Here is a 25,041-nt window from a genome sequence, read left to right on the forward strand (position 1 = left end):
TTTTGCTAGTCTAGAGCCTTTTTAATTCCTGAAAAGCGACAGGATACTGCTCAGGTAAAAAACCCAGTCGGTTCATTCCGCTATTCATTTTTAAAAAGACATCAAACTGTACGTCTGGTTGTAAGTCGACAAAGGTTTTTAACCATTCCAGTTGATGCTGGGCATGAATTGCAAAACTTATCCCGTACTTGGCGCAGTCGAATAAATCTTCAAGGCCAAAAATGCCTTCCAGTAACAATAAGGGTTTGTCACAGCCTAAGGCACGCAAACGCTTTCCTTCAGTAAGATCCAGAAAGGCAAAACCATCGGCACTTTTGAATGCGGGATAGACCCGCTCAATACCGTGCCCATAGGCATCAGCTTTAACCACTGCAAAGACCTGGCTTTGAGGTGCGCAGGAACGTGCAACTTGCAGGTTATGTTGCAATGCCTGTTGATGAATCACCGCGTGTATTGGACGTGGCATAAATTTCTTCCCTGAAACTGATAATCCTTAAAAGCTTAAGCAACCTGCTGATAACGATTCAGCGACAAGCCTTCAGTACTAATCTCAGGTGCTTGACCCAGTACCAGATCACTGATCAGCTTTCCTGAACCACAGGCCATGGTCCAACCTAGGGTACCGTGTCCAGTATTTAGGAACAGGTTATTAAAGCGTGTTGGTCCAATGATTGGCGTACTATCCGGGGTCATTGGACGTAAGCCGGTCCAGAAACTGGCCTGCGCCATATCGCCGCCCGGGAACAGGTCACGAGTGACCATTTCCAAGGTTGCGCGACGATCTTCATTCAGACCCAAATTAAAGCCTGTCAGCTCTGCCATACCACCGACACGGATGCGCTGATCAAAACGAGTCAATGCAATCTTGTAAGTTTCATCCAGCACAGTCGATTGCGGTGCATGAGTCTGATCCACAATTGGAATGGTCAATGAATAACCTTTAACCGGATACACCGGCAGATCCAGGTGTAACGGCTTCAGGAAATCACGGGAATAGCTACCGAAAGCCAGCACATATTTATCTGCGGTCAATACCTGACCGTTGACCAGCACACCTTTAATCTGGTCACCTTCAAACAGCAGTTTTTCAACATGCTGGTTAAACTTGAACTGTACGCCCATGCCTTTGGCATAATTAGCCAGCGCATTGGTGAACAGGTAGCAATCACCAGTTTCATCATTTGGCAGATGCAAACCACCTACCAGTTTATCTTTAGCTTCTGCCAGTGCCGGTTCAACTTTGGCTAGCTGTTCACGATCCAGCAATTCAAAATCCACGCCGGTTTCTTTCAGCACTTCGATATCACGTTGCACTGCATCGAGCTGTGCTTCCTTACGAAAAATCTGCAACGTTCCTTTAGAAAGGCTTTCATAAGAGATGCCGATATCACGACGTAGATTACGTAAACAGTCACGGCTATATTCAGCGACCCGCACCATACGTTCTTTATTCACTGCATAATGCTGGGCATTACAGTTTTTCAGCATCTGGGCCATCCACTGTAACTGCCACAGACTACCATCAACATTAATCGCCAATGGTGCATGATGCTGGAACATCCATTTCACTGCTTTAAATGGAATGCCAGGTGCTGCCCACGGTGTCGAATAACCAGGAGAAATCTGGCCTGCATTACCAAAACTGGTTTCTTCAGCTGGACCTGCCTGACGGTCAAGGACAGTCACTTCTGCTCCCTGCTGCGCAAGATAGTAGGCACTTGTTACACCAATGACACCACCACCTAATACAATTACGCGCATGACATTACCCTCAATGACGTTTATAGTTTATTTCACCAGTATATTTTTGGATCAATAGTGAATTTCACTGTTTTAAACTGATATATTCAGCAAATTCACTAGATTTTTCGCGTCATTTTTAAAAATTAAGGGAATAATAGATGCGTAAATTAGACCGTATTGATCGCATGATTTTAGATATCCTGCAGCGCGATGGACGCATTGCAATCAGTGAACTTGCCTCCCGAGTCAACCTCTCCACCACACCTTGTTCCGAGCGGGTCAAGCGACTGGAACGGGATGGGATCATCATGGGTTACCATGCCCGGCTCAATCCGGAAAAGCTGGAAAAGAACCTGTTAGTGTTTCTGGAAATCAAACTTTCTGCCAAATCCGGTGATGTATTTGAACAGGTCGCGCGTGACTTAAGCGAAATTCCTGAAGTGCTGGAATGTCATCTGATCTCGGGAGATTTTGATTACCTGGTGAAAGCCCGCCTAAAGGAAATGAGTGCTTACCGGCGTCTGCTTGGGGATTTATTAAAAAAGCTCCCATCTTCTGCTTCCTCACATAGTTATGTGGTGATGGAAGAAGTAAAGGAAAGTTCATATCTGGATGTAGGAATCTAATTCTGACCCGAGTTCAAGTGGTAGACACAACAAAACCCCATAAGGGGCTTTGTTGTGAACCGTTTATCTGAATCAGATAAGTTTAAAATAAAATTTTATTATTTATATTGATAATTATCTAAGACTAGGCAGGAATACGTAGTACTTGCCCCGGGAAAATATCATCCGCATTTTTCAATAAAGGGCGATTCGCCTCGAAAATCTTGTTGTACTGGTTGGCATCACCATAAAATTCTTTGGAAATTTTAGATAAGGTATCACCTGATTTAACCGTATAGAACTTGCTTTCAGGTTCCGGATTCGCCACAGTCAGCTGGTCATCCACTTTAGCGACATGATCAACATTTCCTACTGCTAAAATAATCTTTTCACGATCCGCCTGACTTTGTACCTGTCCGCGTACGGTTGCCAGATCTGAGGTTGAGTTATAGCTGATCGACAATCCTGTAATTGGCAGTCCTAGGCTTTTAACATGGCCTAATAATTTGTTCGCTATTTCCTGTGCAGAAGGTTCAGCCGATGCTGCTTTAGGTGCAGCGGCAGGTGCCTGTTGAGTTGCTGCCGGTGTTTGTTGTGGCTCCGCAGCTGCAGTGTTCTTTTTACCAATGCCTTTTACAAAATCAAAAAGACCCATAGTGGACTCCATTCTTGTTATTCATCAGATCATTCTTATTTGTACAAGGAAAGCAGCAGATACAAAGTTAGTCATTGGTAAGCAAAAGGTTATCGATTGTAAAATCACCCTATATCTATTCTACAGGCACAAAAAAACCACCTTGCGGTGGTCTTTAGGTTCAGCAAAGCTGAAAATCAGTATTAACCAAGTTTTTTAGTAACATAGTCAATAGCAGATTGAACAGTTGTGATTTCGTTAGAATCTTCATCAGGAATAGTGATGTCGAAGTCATTTTCGAAAGACATAACAAGTTCAACTAGGTCTAGAGAGTCAGCACCTAAGTCATCCATGAAAGATGCTTCGTTTTTAATCTCTTCGACTTTGATACCAAGTTGTTCTGCAACCGCTTGTTTAACGCGTTGTTCGATATCGCTCACAGGAATTCTCCTCATTGCTTGTGGCGTTTTTAATGCCGTTAGTTTAATTGAATCTATAAAATTTGGAAAGTTAATACATGTGCCGTTTAGCTCATGTATAAACCACCATTAACGTGAATGACTGTACCTGTAATGTAACTGGCTTTGTCCGATGCCAGGAAACTTACGGCATTCGCGATATCTTGTGGATCACCTAAACGGTTTAAAGCCACTTGATCACTCATTTTCTTGCGAATTTCTTCACTTAACTGTTCAGTCATTTCAGTCGCGATAAAGCCTGGTGCAACAGCATTGACAGTAATCTGACGACTACCCATTTCTTTAGCCAGACTGCGACCAAATGCCTCAATACCTGCTTTTGCTGCAGAGTAGTTTGCCTGACCTGGATTAGCAAAATGCGCCACCACAGAACTGATATTAATGATACGGCCGAAACGTGCCTTAGTCATACCTTTCAGCACACGTTTAGATAAACGATAAACGGCTTTCAGATGAATGTTTAAAATATCATCCCAGTCGTCTTCCGACATACGCAATAACAGATTGTCTTTGGTAATACCGGCATTATTCACCAGTACCAGCACAGGACCATAGTTTTGCTCAATATCGCTGACCAGTGCATCAATCGCAGCACCATCACGTACATCTAAAACTTTACCGGCACCATGTTCAGCAAATTGTACGTTAAGTTTCTCTGCACCCGCTTCAGAAGTTGCAGTACCTACGACAAAATAACCGTCTTGAATTAATTGTTGTGCAATTGCAGCACCAATGCCGCGGCTTGCACCTGTCACCAAGGCAACTTTACGTTCCTGTGTCATGCAATTTTCCCTTCTGCCACCAATACGGTGTTAAGCGCATCTTCCAGACGAGATTGAGTATCTAATGGAAGTGCTTTTTCGATATTTGGTAAACGTTTTGCCATATTGGCCAGTACATTACCTGGGCCACATTCTACAATGTACTCAACGCCTTCATCTTGAAGGAATTGTAGTGTTTTAGTCCATTGTACTGACTCATACAGCTGCTCAGTCAAAGCCTGACGAAGCTCACTCACGTCCGCAGCTGCTTTTGCGCCTACATTTTGTAATACAGGTATGCGTGGCATCTCAATGGCAGTTTGTTCCAAAGCTGTTGCGAACTGCTCAGCGGCAGGTTTCATCAGTGAACAATGTGAAGGAACTGAAACTGGCAGTGCAATCGCTTTACCGCCATTTTCTTTCGCCAGTGCCATCACGGCTTCTACACGTTCTTTATTACCGGCAACTACGACTTGACCCTGAGCATTATAGTTGGCTGCTTCAACTGAACCTTCGCCCGCTGCTGTCGCCTGTGCACAAAGCTCAATCACTTTGGCATCATCCAGACCCAGAATCGCTGCCATTGCACCTACGCCTTGAGGTACAGCAGTTTGCATCAACTTACCACGCAGGTTCACCAGCTTGACTGCATCACCCAGACTTAAAGCACCCGCTGCAACTAACGCGCTATATTCACCGAGTGAATGGCCCGCCATATATTTTGGTGCTACCCCACCCAACTCTAACCATACACGCCATAAAGCAATGGATGCTGTTAATAGTACCGGTTGAGTAAATTCGGTTTGATCCAGACCTTCACCCGTCTGTGCAATCTGCCACAGATCAAAACCCACCGCTTCAGATGCTTCAGCAAATGTATCGCGGATACCACTAAACTGTTCTGCAAGTTCAGCGAGCATGCCGACTTTTTGTGAACCCTGACCTGGGAACACAAATGCAGTTTTAGTTGCTTGAGCTGCTTGTTCGAGTTGTTTAGCAGACATAAATAAAATCCTTTCATTCAAGAGGTGCGAATCTTTTCTTAGACCTAAAATTGGCCGATCAGATCACCTTACCCATTGTGGAGCGCAATTTAACACGTAATTTTGGCTTGGGTAATTGCCAAATACAACAAAAACCGCGACTTCACATGATGACCGCAAAACCTGTGCATAAAATCAGGCATAAAAAAAGGGAGCTTAACGCTCCCATTTTTTCTACTAAGCTTTAACGCTTAATACATCATCAATTATTCAGCAGATGCTTTAGCGAATAATTGACGACCACGGTAGATACCATCTTTAGATACGTGGTGACGACGATGAGTTTCACCAGTAGTTTGGTCTACAGTTAATGCATTCTCAGTTAAAGCGTCATGTGAACGGCGCATGTCACGGCGAGAGCGACTTTTACGGTTTTGCTGAACGGCCATGATGGCTCCTTACAAATATCGAAAAAATGGATCAGAACAAATTCGATTGTCTTATACGCATGAGTATAACACAAAAATTAGTTAAGTTTACCCTTCAAAGCTGCCAAAACTTCAAACGGATTATCCCGTTTTTCTTCAACAACTTCTTCTGCGGCAGGTTGATGCTTATGCTCACAAACGTCATGCTTAGGAGACAGCGGCATCAACAATAACAATTCATCTTCTATCAGTGCGAGTAAGTCAGCGGTGGCAGGTGCATCATATGAACCTTTCGTCGTTGCTTCACTTTCACCTAAGACGATGAAATCAGCATCCTCATCCAAGCGCTCTATCAGTGACTCATCATCCACAAGAGCTAGATGAAAATCTGAAACGAGTTCGATTTCAACGGTCTCCAGACAACGCTGGCATTCCATTGGAACTTTCGTTTCAACATGACCATCCAACCATGCAATGCGATGATAGGCATCCATTGATAGCTTACAGTCTATGTTAATCAATTGATCATCAATTGATCCAACAGCTTCACGAGCAATACGAACAAAGCGGGATAAAGGCAGTTGACCTGACCATTTAAAGCCCTGTTCAGCCCATTTAAACGGCTCAATCTGTGCCGGAAAGGTATTTGCTGACATAATTAAGGCGGCAATTCTACAAATTCATCAGAACTCTGTCAAAGATTAAGATACAATTTTGTACTTATTTTTAGACAGACCAATTGGGTAATTTCAGTCATGCATCTGTTGCAGCCGCAAACAGAAGTGAATGTTTCATCACTCGTTAGCACACTTTCAACCTCCGATTCTGACAGCTCACTACAGCAAGTGCAACGCTTACCATGGGCGAATTTATCCTCAGAAGCGGAACAGGTTGATTGGCTCATCTTACACTTTAATCACTGGTTTTCCCACCTAAATGTCACTTTAGTCCGTGGTGAGTTTGAACCAGAGTATTTCCCGGCTACAGATGATGCCCCTGCCCGGATCCAGTTTGCGCATGGCTTCTTTAATAGTGCCCTGCATGAAATCAGTCACTGGACGATTGCCGGTGACAAGCGCCGTCTGCTGCCAGATCTGGGTTATTGGTATGCGCCAGATGGTCGCACCAAGGAACAGCAGGCATTATTTGAGCAGGTCGAAATCAAACCACAAGCGATTGAATGGATGTTTTCCAAAGCATTTGGTCGTAAGTTCCGTGTGTCTCTGGATAATTTAACCGGCGATGGTGGTGATGGCTCCAGCTTTAAAGATAATGTCTATGCCCAGGTGCAACGTTATTTTAGTGGCGAAGCCAAACTGCCGCGTGATGCCAAACGCTTCATTGATTGTATCTGTGTCTGCACCCGTGCGGGCAAAAGTTTACAATCTGATGAATTTCAACGTGAAATGCTTGATTAAATTACACAAATCTACCTGTTTGTCATTGTTACTTTATACAAAGGCATTTCATAATAAGTTTAGGGCAGGTTGGGAGGAATATTTATGCTGCATTTACGTGTACACCCGGATAATCCGCAAGCTCGTCTGATCAGTCAGGCAGTAGAACGTATTCGTGCCGGTGATGTTGTGGTTTATCCGACCGATGCAGCCTATGCGATTGGCTGCCAGATCGGGAATAAACATGCGATGGAGCGAATCGCACAGATTCGTGGTCTAGGACCTAAGCACCAATATGCCATTATCTGCTGTGACTTATCCGATCTTGCGACTTATGCCAAAGTCGACAATGCCGTCTATCGTTTGCTGAAAAATAATACACCTGCTGTGACCACGTTTATTCTTCCGGCAACCAGCGAAGTGCCTAAACGTTTAATGCATCCAAAGAAAAAAACCATTGGTTTGCGTATCCCTACCAATCCTGTGTGTCAGATGCTGCTTCAAGAGCTGGGCGAACCGCTGCTCACTTCAACGCTCATCCTGCCAGACCAGACGGATCCTTTAGATGATCCTTATGACATTGAAATGCAGCTTGGTAAGCGTATTGATGTTTTTATCGACAGTGGACTAGGCACATTAAGTACGACTTCTATTGTGGATTTATCAGGAGATCAGCCTGAAGTGATTCGTCGTGGTGTTGGTGATGTCAGTGCTTTTGAATAAATAAAGCTGCTTCTAATGAAGTCTCAGAAGAAAATAAAATGGATTTGTTTTATATCCTCCTGAACCTGAATGAATTTCCTGCCGATCATCTGATCTATGCTGAATTGCCTTGGACACTGGAATCCAAGGCAATATCTATCGATAAAAATTCCAAGCCAGAATTAAATCTGAATATCAATAATATTGAATACTCATACTTTCTTGAGATCGCGATGGCAAGAAAACTTCTACAAGTTTATTCAACAAGCAATGTTTGTCTGGCAGCTACCTGCCAACGTATCATCGAATATGTATTGCGAGATCAGAATTAAAATAACCTTATCACGCATGCCAGGATTTAATAGCTCGCTGCACGCTCCTGAGTAGATGTACTGACCGCTGGTGCAACCGAAGGAACCTGATTATTCAAACTTGGCATTGGGGGGAACGGATCACCTTCTTTATAATGTTTTAACTGCAAGAAGTTTGGACATTCCGACAGTTTTTGCTGATGAGTTGCAAGTTCAGCACCAAACCTGTTTTTGACTGAAACATGAAAAGTGATTTGATCCTCTTCAAGCACATTCAATAACGCAGTCCGGGCTGTGGATTCCATAGTCCTAAAAGAATCAATAGAATTACAGCTCATGGTTTTGACCATTGCAGTAACACCGTCGGGTAAATCTTTGCCCGTATAAAGCGTATTACGCATATAGAAACGAATATGAGGATACTGGTCCAGTACGCTAAAATCTAGTTTCATGGCCTGCATCACTGGTTTGGCCTGCTCGACAAAGCTTGAAAAGCCGCCAGACTTCAGATTGGTACGCATTTCATTTTCAAGCTGCATGAGCTGATATTGAGGATAGCCCCAGAATACCCCTAAGCCGATGACGCCGATTAACACAAGTATGATTGGCATTTTTATAATTAACCTGATCTATGATTGTTATTTATCAATATTTTTTTGGCTATATTAGTTTATTTTTAGGCGATAGATAACTGTTTTTTCTTATTTTTATCACATATTTCCTGATGAGCTTTAACTCAGTCATTATTTAATAGGTGCTGAGAATCTTGTAAAAATTTTCTATATGAAGTTACAGTTTCTTAAGCCACCCAGACCATATTGTATTTAATTTTAGCTAATATGCTGTTTAATATCAGACTTGTGCGTTTTACCCAATTAAAAAAATAAAATTTCTCCTAAAATAAATATGGTTTTTTTGCATTTGAATGCATATCTATTTTATTTAACGACAATTTTCCAGTACAATGCCAACTACTAAATTATGTGCTTTTTCTCCTGACAACAGCTCGGGGAATAAGCCATTTCATGCCTTTGAAAATTCGCGTGGCTTATAATTGTAATGACTCAAATGCCCCATAACGCTATGGAATCTGCTCCAAACATCCGGGTTCTGGATGAATGGCAAAATACGATTCCAGAGGATCTGTATATTCCTCCAGCAGCGTTTGAAATTCTGTTAGAACATTTTGAAGGCCCCCTCGACTTTTTAATCTACCTGATCCAGAAAAATGGTTTTGACCTGTTACAGGTTGATATCGCGCCCATTGCCTCCCAATATCTGTCCTATATGGATGCGATGAAATCCCTGAATATTGAACTAACCGCGGATTATATGGTGATGGCTGCTTTACTGGCCGATCTCAAATCTCGTTTATTGTTACCTAAACCGAAAAGCGTGGCTGCGGTTGAACAGGATCCAAAACAAGACCTGATTGAGCGCCTGGAAAATTATTTACGGATCAAGCAGGCTGCAGAACGTCTGGGTCAGATGACGATTCTGGAACGTGATACCTTTGAGACCAATGTTCACTTAGGCGAGTTTATCCAACCCAATGAAAGCCATAGTGCTGATCTGCTGCGTGATGCCTTGCTTTGCGTCTTTAACCGTCCTGAACCGGTCATTCATCAGGTGCAACAGGAGCCTGTTTTACTGGAAGAACGGATTGCCTATATTGAAAGCCGTCTGGAATCTGGTGAAGTCTTATCTTTTGATAAATTACTCAAGCCAAGTCAGGGACGCATGGGTGTAGTCGTGACCTTTATGGCCGTGTTGGAACTCACCCGCCAGCAAAAAATTCAAATTATTGCCTCAGGTGTTGAGGCACCGCTCGCAATTCAAGGAGCACACGCATGAACACAGACCATAATATCTCCTTGTCTGCGGAAGATAATCTGCATGAAATTCTGATGCAGCTGGAAGCCATTATTTTTGCCAGTGACTCCCCAGTTTCCTTAGCTCGACTGAAAGAAGCATTTCAGGATCGCTATAGCAAGCAGGAGCTGCGCCAGTATTTACAACAGCTTTCCATGCTGATGCATGGCCGTTCTATTGAACTGGTTGAAACTGTGCAAGGTTACCGTTTTCAAGTGCGTGTTAAATATCGTAATATTATTGCACAGACCTGGCCCGAGCGACCGACACGCCTGTCACCTTCATTACTGGAGATGCTTGCGGTGATTGCTTATCATCAGCCAGTGACCCGAGCTGATATTGAACAAATTCGTGGTGTCACGAATAACAGTCAGATTTTGCGTACGCTGTTTGACTGGAACTGGATTAAAGAATCCGGCTTTCGTGAACTCCCTGGAAGACCTGCGTTGTTAGTGACAACGCCACAATTTTTAAATGCGTTTGGCTTAAATTCTTTAGGCCAATTGCCTCCCCTGCAGGATGCCAAGGAAGCTTTTATGGCGCTCGATGCGAATGCACCGAAGTCATAAATAGGTGAACTGTTGAATAATTATTTCTAAGGTTATGCTGTCATGAGTGAAAAGTTGCAAAAGGTGCTTGCACGTGTTGGTTTGGGTTCTCGCCGTTATATGGAAGAAGTCATTGCCGCAGGTCGTGTGAGTGTGAATGGGCAGATTGCCCAAGTGGGTGAACGAATCGAACCGGGTGATGAGCTTCGCATCGATGGTCGTAAAGTGCAGTTCCAGATCGAAGACGAAATCCGTCGTCGTGTCCTGATTTACTATAAGCCAGAAGGCGAAATCTGTTCACGTAATGATCCTGAACAGCGTCCAACAGTATTTGACAACCTGCCATCAATTCAAGGCGATCGCTGGGTAATGGTCGGCCGTCTGGATATTAACTCGACCGGTCTGTTACTGTTCACAAATGACGGTGAACTGGCGAATCGTTTAATGCACCCATCAAATGAAATCGAACGTGAATATGCGGTTCGTGTCATGGGTGAAGTGACTCCACAACTGAAAAACAACATGCTGAAAGGCGTGGTGCTAGATGATGGTCCTGCGAAGTTTGAATCATTCTCTGAACTGGGTGGTGACGGGATCAACCGTTGGTATCAAGTTGTCGTGAAAGAAGGTCGTAACCGTGAGGTTCGTCGTATCTTTGAATCACAAGGCCTGAAAGTCAGCCGTTTATTACGTACCCGTTACGGTACCGTGATTCTGCCACGTGAACTTCGTACAGGTCGCTGGATTGAACTGGATAAACAGGATATCGATAACCTGACCAAATCAGTTGAGCTGAAACCGCGTCAAGGTACCGGCTTATTCGGCATGGCGAAACGTCGTAATGAGCGTATGCAGGAAAAACCAATGGCAGCGCGCCGTGGTGGTTACCTGCGTCAGCAACGCCGTGATACCGATGAGCAGCAGCCGCAATACAACAACCGTGAACGTCGCGATGATCAAGGCTTTGGTCGTCGTGAAAACCAGAATGGCACCCAGTTTGCACGTCGTGACAACCGTGAAGACAACCAGTTTGGCCGCCGCGAAAACCGTGAAGGTAATGCACCACGCGGTTTATATGGTGCGAATAAAGGCTTTAAAAAGTTCTAGGCTTTGAATAAGATAGAGTCACTTCGGTGGCTCTTTTTTTGCAAGAACAATAATAATGACAAACCAATATTATAAACCTATGTCTACTAAGACTAACCGGCTTTACGGCTTCTATATATTGATGCTGATCCATTTTATGCTGGTTCATTACAACATCTGGCAAAGAGCTGATCCAGAGCGCAGCCCTATCCCTTTTAGTGATTTTCATTTTATTCGTGATTTTAGTACGCATCCTTTGCAAGTGCTGGATCTATGGACCTGTATCCTAATCGGTTCCTCCCTCTTATTGGTTCTTGTCATCCATCTTATAAAAACATACCGGGCACTGGTCATTTCTGAGCATAGTATCTACTGGTTTCTCTTTGAGCATCCTTACCGCAAGGTATGTAAATTGAGTGAAGTTCAGCAGCTTGAATATATTGCAATTCCTCCCAATGACCAGCATCAAATGGTATTGCTCCGCTTACATACAGCGGCACAAAACTATGATCTTAATCTCAGTCAATTTAATATGCTAGACCAAAAATTAATATACGAGCAGTTGGCTCAGCGATTTCCTGAAAGTGAATTCCCGTCATAAAAAATGCCCAGCAATGTGGACATTTTTTATTTCGTACTTTAGCAAGTTACTGCGGAATACCCTGAGGAATCGCACTTAACAGACGCTTGGTATAGTCGTGTTGCGGAGACTGATACAGATCATCTGAGTTGGCAATTTCCACCAGATCACCATGATTTAGCACCATGATCTGATCAGAAATATATTTCACCACTGACAAATCATGCGAAATAAAGATGTAACTCAGACCAAATTCATCCTGTAAATCCTGCAATAAGTTCAGTACCTGCGCCTGTACGGATACATCCAGTGCGGACACTGATTCATCACAGATCAAAATCTCAGGCTTTAAGGTCAGACAGCGTGCAATTGCAATCCGCTGACGCTGGCCACCTGAAAACTCATGTGGATAGCGATAGAAGGCCTGAGCCGGTAAGCTGACCCTTTCTAATAAATCAAGTGCCATCTGTTTACGTTCTGCATCATCCTTGCCAATATGATGAATCTGCATCGGCTCCATCAGGATTTGTCCCACGGTAAAACGCGGATTCAAAGAAGCATAAGGGTTCTGGAAAATGATCTGGATTTTACGCTGATAGGCCGTAAACTCTTTTTCAGTCATCGACAAGATATCTTTACCCTGAAACAACGCCTTGCCGCCTGTGGCCTGCTGTAAACGCATCAATAGCAAACCGATTGTAGTTTTGCCAGAGCCTGATTCACCAACCAGTCCTAAGGTTTTACCTTTAGCCAGCTGAAAAGACACCCCTTTCACGGCCTGAAATTCATCTTTGCCAAATAGGCCTTTACGGCTATAGAAGGATTTTTTCAGATCACGTACATCGAGAATGATCTCTTCATTACCTTTTAAACCACGGGAACGTTCCTGTTGTAGCGGAGCGTTCGCATGCAGGTCATGCGCCAGACTATCCTGTTTCATAAAGTCGCTAATCACCGGCAAACGCAAAGGACGGTGCGACAGCTGTGGACGGCAATGCAACAAGGCTTGGGTATAAATATCCTGAGGATTGTTCAGGACCTCTGTCACCAAACCTTGCTCACGAATCTCGCCATAACGCATTACAATGACCTGATCCGCAATTTCACCAACTACCGCCAGGTCATGACTGATGAATAACATCGACATTTGACGGCGCTGACGCAAGGATTCAAGCAGGTCCAGAATCTGTTTCTGGATAGTCACATCTAATGCCGTCGTTGGTTCATCAGCAATCAAGAGTTTCGGTTCACAGGCAATAGCCATGGCAATCATCACCCGTTGCTGCTGTCCACCAGACAACTGGCTTGGATAAGCATCAATCTTGGTTTCCGGTGAAGGAATACCGACTTCCTGCAAAAGTTCCAGTGTTCTTTGACGGGCCTGCTTTTTATTCATGCCCAAATGCAGGCGTAGAATTTCCGAGATCTGCATGCCTACGGTAAACACCGGATTTAATGAGGACATCGGTTCTTGGAAGATCATGGCAATTTCTTTGCCACAGATCTGACGCATTTCACTCGACTTAAGTTTCAATAAGTCCCGACCTTCAAACAGGATCTGACTGTCTTCAGCGACCTTAGAATTTTCTGGCGCCAAAAGTCCCATCACTGCTAATGAAGTCACAGATTTACCACTTCCGGATTCACCGACTAACGCCACTGTGGTATTGGCCGGAATTTCAAATGAAATTCCTTTGACCGTTTCCACATATTGTTTATTTTCACCTTTAAAACTGACACGTAAGTTATCTACGCGAAGTAACGCGGGTGCTGTGCTTGGATTCATTTCAGACATCGCTGCGCTCCTATTTCAGTTTTGGATCTAATGCATCACGTAATGCATCAGTAAACATTGAGAAAGCTGTCACCAGTACCGCCATCGCCACCGATGCCGCAGTCAACTGCCACCATTTGCCTAAAATCAGCTCGCTTTGCGCTTCATTCAGCATACTACCCCATGACACCACACCAATAGGTACGCCAAAGCCTAAGAAGCTCAGAATCACTTCGGACTTGATAAAGGCCACTGCAAGAATGGACATTTGAACCAAAGCGATATGACTGACATTCGGAAAAATATGCACGAAGATACGGCGCATATTGCTTACCCCAATGGCTTTCGCTGCCAGTACATATTCACGTGCAGTATGCTTCATATATTCCGCACGAACCAGGCGGAATACCCCGGTCCAGCCGGTCAGACCCAAAATCAGGATAATCGATAAGATCCCTTTTTGTTGCAGTACTGCTGCAATCGCTAACACCAGCAACAGATAAGGAATAGAAGTAAAGATATTGTAGAACCAGTTCAGCACATCATCGACCCAACCACCGAAATAGCCAGCAATCGCACCAAGTACTGTACCAATCACCACCGCAACCAGCGCAGCAATCAGGCCAACTAAAATCGAAGTTTCTGCACCTTTAATGGTTTTCAGTAGTACATCCTGACCCCATTTATCTGCGCCAAAGAACAGGCTCTGTTTAAGCTCACTACTCTGATCCAGTAACTGACCCCCTAATTCCTGATCAATGGCTTTCATATCTTCAGCCAGTGGATCGACTACACCATAATAATCAATCACACCTGCGCCCTGTTCAGCAGCAATTTCTGCTTCCAGTTCTGCAATCACATCTTTTAAAGGATCAACTGGATTAACTGGTACTACGGCAGATTCAGTACTTTGATCTTCACCTGCCGCTCCAGGCATAGACGGTGTATAGATAAAGCTTGGGGGTGCATAACTCACCGCTACTTCTTTATTCCAGTCCTTGGCAATCACACCTGTCATGGAAAGCAGCAACATCAGCAGATAAAACAGCACCACAAATAGGGAGAACATCGCAATGCGGTCACGTTTCAGACGACGCAACGCCAGCTGCCATAATCCGGTTGAAGCAGACTCAGGCACTGCTGAAGCATGTTGCTCTTTTTTAAATATCGCACTCAGCATAATTCACCTACTTCAACTGTACACGTGGATCGACCCATTTATAGATCAGATCAGCAATCAGGTTAAATAACATGGTCGCAGCCGCAACATAGACTGTAATCGCTTTAATTACCGGAAAGTCAGAACGCTCAACTGCGATAATCACTTCACGGCCAATGCCTGGAATACCAAAGAAACGTTCAATCAGGAAAGCACCGATCAGTAAAGCCGGAAGTCCCGCCATGACATCGGTAATAATTGGAATCGAAGCATTGCGCAGTACGTGCACGCCCAGAATGCGGCTTTCGCCCAGACCTTTGGCGCGTGCGGTACGGACATAGTCCTGATTGACTTCATCCAGAACAAAACTGCGGTAGAGACGTAAAGTCGGTGCAATACTCACCACCAGCATGATTAATACTGGCAATAGTGCATATTTGAATAAGTTTTCAGTAAAGTTATCGCTCCAGCCCTGTACCGGGAACCAGCTCAGTTCATAAGCCAAGACGTACTGGAATACGATGATATAGACCAGAATACTGATCGACATACCGATGGTACACAGCATCATGATCATGCGGTCAGTCAGTGAACCGCGCACTGAAGCGACCCCAAGTGCCAAAATGATTGAAACAATCGTTTGCAGGATAGTCAGTGGAATCAGAATGGTCAGTGATGGCCCCAAACGCGTGGTAATAATCTGGGATACCGACTCACCGGTACTCCAGCTCACGCCATAATCAAAGGTCAAAATCTGCTGGATAAAAATCCACAGTTGTACGTAATAAGGCTGATTGACCCCGAGCTGCTGGCGGATATTTTCAATCTGCTCAGCATTGGCCATTTTACCGGCCAGGATATAGGCCGGATCTCCCCCGACCCAGTTAAATAACAGGAATATCAGCAGAATCACCCCCAGCATGGTGGGGATCATTTGCCAAATCCTTCGAATAATATATGCCAGCATCGCTTTCCTTCCTTGACTTAATGTCCTGAAATTTCATTAAAGAAAGCTTTGCTGTCCGGATCACGGCCCAGAAAATCCTTAACCATCTGATCGCCCGGCTTTTGTCCGCCTTGTGCTAGTACAGTCTCGCGATAGTGCATGCCGACTTTTGGATCCATCAGATGGTCACCATAAGCAGACAACATATCGAGTGCCAGCACTTCAGACCACATATAGCTGTAATAACCCGCCTGATAGCCACCCATCAAATGTCCGAACTGACCCGGGAATTGCTGACCTGGAACAGAGCCCAACGCAGTTTTACTTTCCATATCCCGCCAGAGTTTTAATGGATCAATACTTTTCGCATCTTTACCGTGCAGGGCCATGTCGTACTGAGCATATAAAGTCTGACGGGCATAATGCAGGCCGCGACCATAATTTTTCACATTCTTTAAGCGCTCGGTCATGGCTTCATCGACACGAGGACAAGCAGGTTCACAGTAATCCGCTACTTTAGATAAAGTCTCGAAACGGCGCGCCCACTCTTCATACATTTGCGAAGGTGCTTCAACAAAGTCACGCTCTACCGATGTACCTGACTGCTCGGTATAACGGGTCTTCGATAATATTCCGTGTAGCGCATGACCCATTTCATGTACAAAAGTCTCCAGCTCATTACTGTTCAGACCTTTACGGTTGAAGTTGGTCACCAAAACAGAGACCGGACGGCGATGATTTAAACGGCTGCCACCATAAACGCCCCAGACTGCAGCATGGCCATATTTGCCTTCACGTGGATATTTATCGACATAAAGTCCGCCCATAAACTCACCAGTGGCTTTGTCATGCACGGCATAGTATTCAACTTCATCATGCCAGGCTTTGACTTTTACCGGCTTGAATTCAATCCCATATAAATCGGAAGATACGGCAAATAACCATTTTTGCGCTGCTTCGGTCGGGAAATAATCACGCAGTTTTTCCTGATCCACTTTGTATTTGGCCTGACGCAATTTTTCACTCCAGTAACCTTGACTCCAGCGCTCAATTTCTGCTTTTTCCAGCGGAATTTTTAAGGTTTCTGCCTTGAACTGACGTAATTCTTCAACATCCTGCTTTTCTAATGGCGCAACTTTGGCATAGACCTCATCCAGAAAACCATTCACTGCTTCTGGGGTTTTGGCCATGCGATCTTTTAAGGCAACATAAGCATAGCTGTCTTTATCGAATAACTGGGCCAGTTCATAACGCAGATCAATGGCCTTTTTCATGTATTCGAGATTTTTCTCGGTACCACGACGGGTATAGGCAGTCTGATAACGTTTACGAGCTTCATCACTCTCTGCCAGCTCCATAAATGGCTGATATTCCGGATAGTCGAAGCCGAGCAGATAATTGCCCTTTTCATTTTTCTTTAAACCGGCGATATAGCTCTCAGGTAAACCTTTCAGCTCTGCAACAGTGAATTCAACTTTTTCAGGGTTATCACGTACATTCTTGGAATAGTCCTGCCCCAGTTTGGTACTTTCTTCAATAATTTCCTTCAGACGCTTCTGTTTCTCTGCGCTGAGTTGTACCCCCGTTTTTTCAAACTGATTCAGAATATCTTTCAGGAATTTTTCATCGACCGGATCTGTGGCTTTCAGTTTCTTGAATTGGGCATACAGTTTTGGACTCTGATACATGGAAGTCAGGTATTTACTGATTTTCAGTTCACAGTCATCTGCCGCCTGACGCAAGGCCGGATCAGGATCAACATTGCTATATAAACCGATAGGTGAAACAAAATCACCAATCGATGCCTGCAATGTATCCCAAGCTGCCAGATAAGGACGGGCTTCAGCCTTATTTTTGATTTTCTGGCTTTCAAATTTCTGGATATCTTTTTGCATTTTATCCAGATTGGCATCGCACAATGCCGGAATTTCTGCAGCCTTGAATAAAGGCAAAAGCTGGGTTTGGGTCTCTGCCATGACGGTTTGAGATCCCCCGATCATCGCCAGACAGAGTGTGGTAAATTTCAAGTGTTTTAATGTCATCTTCATCTCCAGCTTTTTCTTACTTTTTAGTATCAATATCGATATACATCCATTCTGTGGACAGAATCGGATGGGACTTGTGTCCAATAACATGAGGTTGCGCTAGTGCATTACGGTAAGTGCTATACAGCATCATGGTTGGCATATTGACCTCTAGAATACGGGTCATTTTGCGATAAACCAGATCCCGTTCAGGACCCGGTGGCATGCTTTGACTTTGTTCATATAAACGGTCATATTCCGCATGCTTGAAGCAGGCATTATTGGTGACATTGACGTTTTTGCCATAGAACAGCTGCATGAAGTTATCTGCATCAGGATAGTCGGCAATCCATGCAGAGCTTTTAAACATGGTTTTACATTGCTTTTCCAGCTTAATGCCTTCAGCAAATGGCATGGCCTTACTGGCCAGTTTGATATGAATATTATCTAGGGTCTTTTTCCAGAATTCGCCCTGTTGCTGACCACGACTGGTATTGGCCGTAATCAGTTCAATCACCAGAGGTTTGCCTTCAGGAGTTCTCCTCCAGCCATCCGCACCGATCTTATAGTTATAGCGATCCAGCAACATGTTGGCTGCCTTGACCGAATATGGCGTACTGGTTTTATAAGCGGGTGAATAGCCTGCAACTCCTGGCGGAATAGGCATGTGCAGTTTTGCACCATCTCCTTTAAGGAGTACGCTAATCATATTTTCAACAGAAAAAGCCATTGCCATCGCACGACGTAAGGCAATTTTTTCTGGCGTAAAGCCACCTACTACCGGATCTTGCATATTCCAATAATGGTAGTTAATCGATGGCTCCAACATGCGTGACAGCTTGATGCCTTGCTTGACCAGCTCAGGTTTTAACTTGTCACCATCCAATGCCTGCACGACCAGATCGCCGTCGATTTCCACCAGATCCAGTTCATTTTTCTTGAATGACAACATCCGTGATTGGGCTTCTTCAATGACACGCACATCAATGGTGCCGATTTGAGGCATTTTTTTGCCCTGCATCGCACTGACAATCGCCTGGTCTTCTGCACTATTGGCTTTATAATTCCAGACAAAACCACGGTAAGCCGGATTTGGCTTTAAGATAATGCGTGATCCCGGTGTCCAGCGACTAAGTACATAAGGCCCTGTACCGACCGGCTTACTCATTACCCAGCCAGCTTTGTCTTTATACTTTTCAATGACTTCGCGTGCAACTGCGGCAGCTGGACCGTGGGCCAGCAACATCGGAAAGTTCTGATCCGGATTATTCAGCTTGAGTACCAAGGTATAGCGATCTGGAGTCTGAATACCTTCAAATGGATTTTCATAGACTTTGCCATTTTTTTTCGCCATGGCTGTCCATGCTTCCAGCCCTTTGATCCGGCCATCCAGCAACCAGCTATTTGGTGAATTAAGTTTTGGATCTAAGAGACGCTTTAGAGAATAGGCATAGTCGTAGGCGGTTAATTCACGTTTTTTACCGCCAAAGACCGGATCATCCGCAAAGTAAATGCCCTTTTTAACTTTAATGGTATAAGTCAAACCGTCTGCACTGACTTGAGGCATATCTACCGCAGTCAATGGCACCAGTTTCGCTGGGGAGGCCAGATAATCATAGGTATATAAGGTTTCGAAAATCGCCGAGTTAATCTTGGCCGAATAACGGTCATTGATATAACCGGGATCGAAACCGGTTTCAGCCGCGGGAAAGACCGTTTTTAAGACTTTATTCGGATTGGCGGGATTGGCAGCCCATGTGGGTGCAGCACCTGCCATCATTAAACTGGCCACTAAAACCCCACTGGCCAGCTTTTTTAAAGCATTTGTATTCACATTCATACTGGTTCTTAATCTTCTCAAGTTATTTTTTAACAGGTTCAATATCCAGATATTGCCAAACTGCTCTAGCCACCGGATGTGCCTTAAAGCCCTGTACCTGTGGGTGAATCAGCCAGTTGCGTACCCGGATATTGTGCAAAATCCATGGATTATCTGCCTCCATCTGGCGGTTCATCTGCTCATAATATGGAGTACGTTGCTGAGGCGGCAGTTTCATCGCAGTTTGATACAGCGCGTCATAGGCTTTAGAGGTATAGCAGCTCAGGTTACCTTGCTGGGCATTTGGGCCATACAGCAATTGGGCAAAGTTTTCCCCTTCCGGATAATCTGCAATCCAGGCGCCACCCCACATCATATGTTTGCACTGGGTGGCTTCTTTTAAATTGTCGGCAAAGTTACTGACTTTAAATTCAACTTTTACTCCGATTGCATCCAGGTTCTTTTTCCATAGTTCCGCAGAAATAACGGAAGAACTTGAGCTGGTCGAGTTCATTTTCAGAACCAATGGTTTGCCATCAGGCAAGGTACGATAACCATCGGCGCCTTTCTTGTAGCCAAAACGATCGAGCAGTTTATTGGCGAGTAATGGGTTATAGGCAATACTGCTTCTATAATTCGGGTTATATCCGCCCACGCCTTCAGGAAGAATCATTTCAGCTTTAACAGCATGCCCCTTATATAGCTGCTGGATGGCTTCTTTCTGGTTATAGGACAAGGCAATGGCACGGCGTAGTGCAATTTTTTCCAGTGAGTCTCCACCAATCACCGGATCACGCATATTCATGATGGTATAGGTGATTTCCGGTTCTTTATTCGGATAATGCAGGATGCCTTTTTTCTTGTATTCACTTTTTAGCTGCTTATTTTCCAGTGCCTGTTCAGCGCCGCTTGCAGTCAGTTTGTCATAGTCTAATTGTCCAGATTTTAAGGCCAGCCAGCGTGATTGTTCTTCTTCAATGATACTAATCTTGACCTTGCCGATTTGCGGCATCTGCTTGCCTTGCATGGCTTTAACAATCCGTTGATCCCACTCTGAACCATCCCCCTTAAAGTTCCAGACAAAACCGCGATAATTTGGATTAGCGGTTAACTCAATGCGGCTACGCGGCACATATTTGTGTAATTGGTATGCCCCTGTTCCGACTGGGTGCTGACCTACCCGATCGCCATAATGTTCGATGACTTCGCGTGCAGTGCCAGCAAAAGCGACATAGGCCAGAATGTAAGGAAAGTTCAGGTCTGAACGGGTCAGGGTAATTTGTAAGGTATATTTATCTAGGGCTTTTAAACCGGCAATCGGAGCATCATAGTTAAATTTGCCCGTTTTTTTGGCTTGTTGGATAACTTGATCCGCGCCAAAAATTTTGCCTTCGATAAAGGAAAAAGAAGGCGAATGATTTTTCGGATCCATCACCCTTTGCATGGAATAAATATAATCCCGAGCAACCAGTTCACGCTTCTTGCCCTGAAAGGCCGGATCTGGGCTGAAGTAGATTCCCGGCTTGACTTTAAAGGTATAGACTTTCCCATCCTGCTCAACCTTGGGTAAGGATTCGGCGGTATTTGGTACCAGAATTGCCGGCCGCGCCAGATAGTCATAACGTAACAAAGGCTCGAAAATGGCCTCAGCAACGCTACCACTATAAAAATTATAGGTTTTGACCATATCAAAACCATCATCAGGTGCTTCGAAAGCCAGGTTTAAGACTTTATCCGGATGTGCAGATGATTTTGCCCAGGCAGTTTGCCCCGAGCTCATAGCCAAGGCCAAAATCGTCATGCTAAAAAGTGCTGATTTCAAATTTGTACCTATTCTTTATCTTGAAGTTTTATTGCTATAGGAAGTTTTAAATACATCATCCCATATTTGCTTCAATGGATGGGTCAAAGCTGGACAGATGGAATAAACTGAACAAAGCGAATTTCATGCCATCCTTGCAAAAAATAGGGATTTCTTCCTGTTTTTAACTGAAAAAAGTTTATTTTTATTAATTATTTAAAACATTATGAATAACATAATATTTTCCATGAATCATTAATTAAATTTTTATCCTCAAAATTCTTACTGAAGTTCATTTCGCACAAAAATAACTCAACCCTGTTTCATCTTATTGCACTATTGTATACCTTTAGGTAAACAATAAATAAACACAAGTAATTGTATTATAAATAATTTATTTTAAAAAAATATTGTATATTTTATGTAAAAATTATGCACCATGATTAAACTTTATTCAATTTCCCTCTCATTTTTGGACTACTTTCTTATTCATTAAATATTTATTTATTGCTTTGACAGGGGTCTCACTTCCTTCTTTCTTCAGATTCGTTACACAGACTTCTTAATTTTTCTTCAGTATCGCTCGATAAATTTAAACCTCATTCAATTAAATCAATATTTTTCAATAAGTTAAAAATATAAAAATATAAAATTTTATAAGTTGGCATCCGCCTTGCTTAGATCAACCCAGCACTACTTCACATAACAAAAGGGTGAAATTTACGATGAAAAAAAATAAATTGGTCGGATCTATGGGGGCTCCAACCGTCAGCAAAAGACTACTCAAGTTAAGCGCACTCAGCTTAAGTATGATGTGTCTGCCGCTGGCCCATGCCGAAGAAGCTGCATCTGCTGAACAGCCAACTAAAGTTCAGAAAGTGACAGTGACGGGTTCATCAATCAAGGGGGTTGCTGCACAAAGTTCTTCACCAATCACCGTCATTAAAGGTGAAGATCTTGCGAACCAGGGTGTAACTACTGTTGAAGAAGCTTTAGTAAAAGTCAGCGCGAACCAGGCTGGTTTCTCTACTGCTCAAAACGTAGGTGCAAGTAATACTTCAGGTTCTACAGCCAACTTACGTGGTCTAGGCTCAGACAAAACGCTTGTGCTTTTAAATGGCCGCCGTCTTGCCTATAGTGCATTCAGTACAGATAGTACCAACTTAAACATTATCCCTATGGCGATGATTGACCGTATTGAGATTTTACGTGATGGTGCTTCTGCAGTTTATGGTGCAGATGCGATTGCGGGGGTAATCAACTTCATCACCAAATCTGAATACAATGGCTTAGGCGTTACCGGAGCCTTGCATGAAACTGAACATTCAGGTGGTGAGAAACAACAGGCTGCGATCTTCGGGGGTTTTGGTGACCTGGATGAAAATGGCTTTAACGTCATGGGTGTCTTGGACTACCGTAAATCTAACCAGATCCATGCTCAACAGCGTAAAGTCAGCCGCCGTGGTGGTGTAATTCCTGAATTAGGCATTGATGCCGGCTCTGCAAGTGGTTTCCCGGCAAACATCTATGATCCAACAAGTGGTTATTTAGGTAACCCATATCCAGATGACTGTAACAATATTCCTTGGTCTTCTCCAGATGACGGCTTCTGTTATCTGAATACGCAGGCTTTGATTGCCATCAAACCACAGGTTGAAACCCTGTCTGCATTAGGTAAAGGTACATTCAAGCTTAATGATTCATTAAATGCAGTTGGTGAATACGTGTTTACACGTTCTGAAGTATCCACTTCAATTGCACCAGACGTTTATGGCCGTACCGTGACTTTACCTTCAAGCAGCCAATATTATCCAGGTAATGGTATTACTCCGGCTATTACAGATGGTGAGTTAAGCGGTGACCCACTTCAACTTTACCTCCGTTCTCAGGCAGGCAACCGTCAAAGTATGTCAACCAATGACTCACACCGCTTCTTTGCCGGTATTGAAGGTGAGGCATTAGGCTGGGATATCAACGCAGGCGTGTCATACGCGAAAAGCGAAGCAACTGATGAATTTACAGGTGGTTACTTACACCGTAGCAACCTGCAAACTGCATTGAATGAAGGTCGTATCAACCCATTCGGTCCAGCACGTCCAGGCGATACCCCTTGGGAATCATTTGTGATTAATGGCGAAACTAACATCGCCTCTTTAGAGTCTACAACTGCAGACTTTACAATCAGTCGTCCAATTTTTGAATTACCTGCAGGTGATGTTGGCTTTGCCTTCGGTGGCAGCTTCACGACTCAGGACTGGGAAGCGAAAGTAAACTCTGAAATCGTGGCTCAAGTACCAGGTTCTGGTATTGATCCGAGCAAACCAATCAGTAAGGGTGATCGTGACATCACAGCATTCTTCACTGAATTCCAGATTCCAATCTTGCCAAGTTTGGAAGCTCAAATTGCTGCCCGTTATGATGACTACAGCGACTTCGGTGATACCTTCAACCCGAAAGTTGGTCTTCGTTGGGAACCAATGAAGGAAGTCATGTTCCGTGCATCATATAGCACCGGTTTCCGTGCACCAAGCTTGTACGAAATCAACGCGCCAATCAGTGAAACCTGGACAGGTGCAAAATACAATGACCCTGTGTTATGTCCAGGTGGCACGCCAGTCGAACCTAAATACCAGGTTGAATGTAATACCCAGTTCAAGCGTACCCAAGGTGGTTCACCTGACCTGCAACCAGAAGAATCTACATCGTTCACTGCTGGTTTAGTATTTGAACCAATCAAAAATTTGGTTTTCACTGCTGACTACTTCAATATCGAGATCGATGGTCTGGTAGGTACAGTGGGTGAATCATCAATCTTTGGTAATCCAGACCTTTATGCAGACCGTTTCATACGTGATAGCGAAGGCCGTATCCAGCACATCCGTACTACCCTGATGAACTCTGGCGGTTTAAAAACTTCAGGTGTAGACCTGAGCCTGAACTACCTGACACCTAAAACATCTACTGGTCGTTTCGGTTTCGGTATTGATGGTACTTACGTGATCAATCTGGACTACCAAAGTGAACCAGGCGGTGAATGGTCTGGTCTGGTAGGCAAATATGAAGACCCGGCAGTAGTTCGCTGGAAACATGTTGCCAACCTGAACTGGTCTTATGAAGACTGGAAAATGATCTTTGAACAACAGTTCACTCGTGGTTATGAAGACTACTCTGGCGAACGTGATGTGGGTGACTACACACTTTATAACTTCGCAACAACTTATAAAGGCTTCAAAAACCTGGAGTTGACTGGCGGTATCCTCAACATCTTTGATGAAGAGCCTGCTGCATCTGATGTTCTGGATAACTTCCAATACGGTTATGACCCTCGTTACTCAGATCCTACAGGTCGTACTTACTACATCCGTGGTACTTACAAATTCTAAGACAAG

The 25,041-nt window shown here is 44.0% G+C and carries 23 protein-coding genes and 1 pseudogene; 9 read left to right on the forward strand and 15 right to left on the reverse strand.

The features are described from left to right. Positions 1-13: 13 nt before the first annotated feature. Positions 14-466: pseudogene (locus G5T77_RS00005) on the reverse strand (alanine racemase); the annotation flags it as partial. A gap of 35 nt (positions 467-501) precedes the next feature. Then, a complete protein-coding gene (locus G5T77_RS00010; RefSeq protein ID WP_166136671.1) occupies positions 502-1,761 on the reverse strand; it encodes a D-amino acid dehydrogenase in 1,260 nt (419 codons plus the stop codon). Positions 1,762-1,901: 140 nt separating this feature from the next. On the opposite strand from G5T77_RS00010, the gene G5T77_RS00015 reads away from it, so the two are divergent. Continuing rightward, on the forward strand, positions 1,902-2,369 hold the full coding sequence (locus G5T77_RS00015; protein ID WP_004783295.1) for an Lrp/AsnC ligand binding domain-containing protein: 468 nt from the start codon (positions 1,902-1,904) through the stop codon (positions 2,367-2,369). A 124-nt stretch (positions 2,370-2,493) separates the two neighbouring features. On the opposite strand, the gene lysM is transcribed toward G5T77_RS00015, so the two are convergent. From lysM to G5T77_RS00045, 6 genes are all read right to left on the reverse strand, one after another. Then, positions 2,494-3,003: a peptidoglycan-binding protein LysM gene (lysM, locus tag G5T77_RS00020; protein ID WP_004783297.1), complete on the reverse strand. Its 510-nt coding sequence runs from the start codon at positions 3,001-3,003 to the stop codon at positions 2,494-2,496. 182 nt (positions 3,004-3,185) lie between these two features. Further along, positions 3,186-3,422 (reverse strand): acyl carrier protein, encoded by a 237-nt coding sequence (gene acpP, locus G5T77_RS00025; protein WP_004783299.1) that lies wholly within the window; start codon positions 3,420-3,422, stop codon positions 3,186-3,188. Between the two features lie 86 nt (positions 3,423-3,508). Beyond that, entirely contained in the window at positions 3,509-4,243 is a 735-nt protein-coding gene (gene fabG, locus G5T77_RS00030; protein WP_159123542.1) for a 3-oxoacyl-ACP reductase FabG, read from the reverse strand. Further along, positions 4,240-5,226 (reverse strand): ACP S-malonyltransferase, encoded by a 987-nt coding sequence (gene fabD / locus G5T77_RS00035; protein WP_034701605.1) that lies wholly within the window; start codon positions 5,224-5,226, stop codon positions 4,240-4,242. Before fabD ends, fabG begins: the two co-directional genes overlap by 4 nt. A gap of 245 nt (positions 5,227-5,471) precedes the next feature. Continuing rightward, positions 5,472-5,654: a 50S ribosomal protein L32 gene (gene rpmF / locus G5T77_RS00040; RefSeq protein ID WP_004783304.1), complete on the reverse strand. Its 183-nt coding sequence runs from the start codon at positions 5,652-5,654 to the stop codon at positions 5,472-5,474. 77 nt (positions 5,655-5,731) lie between these two features. Beyond that, the gene (locus tag G5T77_RS00045; protein ID WP_004783305.1) at positions 5,732-6,289 is read right to left on the reverse strand and encodes a YceD family protein; all 558 of its coding nucleotides are present in this window, start codon (positions 6,287-6,289) and stop codon (positions 5,732-5,734) included. A 99-nt stretch (positions 6,290-6,388) separates the two neighbouring features. On the opposite strand from G5T77_RS00045, the gene G5T77_RS00050 reads away from it, so the two are divergent. The 3 genes from G5T77_RS00050 (at position 6,389) to G5T77_RS00060 (ending at position 8,064) form a co-directional block, all read left to right on the forward strand. Beyond that, on the forward strand, positions 6,389-7,051 hold the full coding sequence (locus tag G5T77_RS00050) for an elongation factor P hydroxylase (protein ID WP_159123541.1): 663 nt from the start codon (positions 6,389-6,391) through the stop codon (positions 7,049-7,051). An 84-nt stretch (positions 7,052-7,135) separates the two neighbouring features. Then, a complete protein-coding gene (locus G5T77_RS00055) occupies positions 7,136-7,753 on the forward strand; it encodes an L-threonylcarbamoyladenylate synthase (RefSeq protein WP_004783309.1) in 618 nt (205 codons plus the stop codon). Between the two features lie 38 nt (positions 7,754-7,791). After that, the gene (locus G5T77_RS00060) at positions 7,792-8,064 is read left to right on the forward strand and encodes a hypothetical protein (RefSeq protein WP_159123540.1); all 273 of its coding nucleotides are present in this window, start codon (positions 7,792-7,794) and stop codon (positions 8,062-8,064) included. Between the two features lie 26 nt (positions 8,065-8,090). On the opposite strand, the gene G5T77_RS00065 is transcribed toward G5T77_RS00060, so the two are convergent. After that, on the reverse strand, positions 8,091-8,654 hold the full coding sequence (locus G5T77_RS00065; protein ID WP_159123539.1) for a hypothetical protein: 564 nt from the start codon (positions 8,652-8,654) through the stop codon (positions 8,091-8,093). A gap of 448 nt (positions 8,655-9,102) precedes the next feature. Between G5T77_RS00065 and G5T77_RS00070 the strand changes: the two genes are divergently transcribed. The 4 genes from G5T77_RS00070 to G5T77_RS00085 all read left to right on the forward strand — a co-directional run bounded on the left by G5T77_RS00070 (position 9,103) and on the right by G5T77_RS00085 (position 12,150). Continuing rightward, the gene (locus tag G5T77_RS00070) at positions 9,103-9,897 is read left to right on the forward strand and encodes a segregation/condensation protein A (RefSeq protein ID WP_200229820.1); all 795 of its coding nucleotides are present in this window, start codon (positions 9,103-9,105) and stop codon (positions 9,895-9,897) included. Continuing rightward, positions 9,894-10,484 (forward strand): SMC-Scp complex subunit ScpB, encoded by a 591-nt coding sequence (scpB, locus tag G5T77_RS00075; RefSeq protein WP_004783317.1) that lies wholly within the window; start codon positions 9,894-9,896, stop codon positions 10,482-10,484. Before G5T77_RS00070 ends, scpB begins: the two co-directional genes overlap by 4 nt. A 42-nt stretch (positions 10,485-10,526) precedes the next feature. Next, positions 10,527-11,570 (forward strand): 23S rRNA pseudouridine(2605) synthase RluB, encoded by a 1,044-nt coding sequence (gene rluB, locus G5T77_RS00080; protein WP_004783318.1) that lies wholly within the window; start codon positions 10,527-10,529, stop codon positions 11,568-11,570. 79 nt (positions 11,571-11,649) lie between these two features. After that, positions 11,650-12,150 carry a hypothetical protein gene (locus tag G5T77_RS00085; RefSeq protein ID WP_166136674.1) on the forward strand — a complete coding sequence of 167 codons (501 nt, stop codon included), beginning with the start codon at positions 11,650-11,652 and terminating at the stop codon, positions 12,148-12,150. Positions 12,151-12,196: 46 nt separating this feature from the next. On the opposite strand, the gene G5T77_RS00090 is transcribed toward G5T77_RS00085, so the two are convergent. The 6 genes from G5T77_RS00090 to G5T77_RS00115 are packed head-to-tail and all read right to left on the reverse strand — an operon-like array spanning position 12,197 to position 21,652. Further along, positions 12,197-13,924, reverse strand: a complete 1,728-nt coding sequence (locus G5T77_RS00090) for an ABC transporter ATP-binding protein (protein WP_166136677.1) — start codon at positions 13,922-13,924, stop codon at positions 12,197-12,199. A 10-nt stretch (positions 13,925-13,934) separates the two neighbouring features. Continuing rightward, on the reverse strand, positions 13,935-15,083 hold the full coding sequence (locus tag G5T77_RS00095) for an ABC transporter permease (RefSeq protein ID WP_034170660.1): 1,149 nt from the start codon (positions 15,081-15,083) through the stop codon (positions 13,935-13,937). Positions 15,084-15,090: 7 nt separating this feature from the next. Then, positions 15,091-16,029, reverse strand: coding sequence for an ABC transporter permease (locus G5T77_RS00100; protein ID WP_166136680.1), 939 nt, complete (start codon positions 16,027-16,029; stop codon positions 15,091-15,093). A 17-nt stretch (positions 16,030-16,046) separates the two neighbouring features. Next, entirely contained in the window at positions 16,047-18,050 is a 2,004-nt protein-coding gene (locus tag G5T77_RS00105) for a M3 family metallopeptidase (RefSeq protein ID WP_166136683.1), read from the reverse strand. A gap of 19 nt (positions 18,051-18,069) precedes the next feature. Continuing rightward, positions 18,070-19,872 (reverse strand): ABC transporter substrate-binding protein, encoded by a 1,803-nt coding sequence (locus G5T77_RS00110; RefSeq protein WP_166136686.1) that lies wholly within the window; start codon positions 19,870-19,872, stop codon positions 18,070-18,072. 22 nt (positions 19,873-19,894) lie between these two features. Next, positions 19,895-21,652, reverse strand: a complete 1,758-nt coding sequence (locus tag G5T77_RS00115) for an ABC transporter substrate-binding protein (RefSeq protein ID WP_166136763.1) — start codon at positions 21,650-21,652, stop codon at positions 19,895-19,897. Between the two features lie 725 nt (positions 21,653-22,377). Here G5T77_RS00115 and G5T77_RS00120 point away from each other — a divergent pair. Next, positions 22,378-25,035: a TonB-dependent receptor gene (locus tag G5T77_RS00120; protein ID WP_166136689.1), complete on the forward strand. Its 2,658-nt coding sequence runs from the start codon at positions 22,378-22,380 to the stop codon at positions 25,033-25,035. Positions 25,036-25,041 lie beyond the last annotated feature (6 nt).

It is taken from the genome of Acinetobacter sp. GFQ9D191M (genome assembly GCF_011174875.1).
Taxonomy (GTDB): Bacteria; Pseudomonadota; Gammaproteobacteria; order Pseudomonadales; family Moraxellaceae; genus Acinetobacter.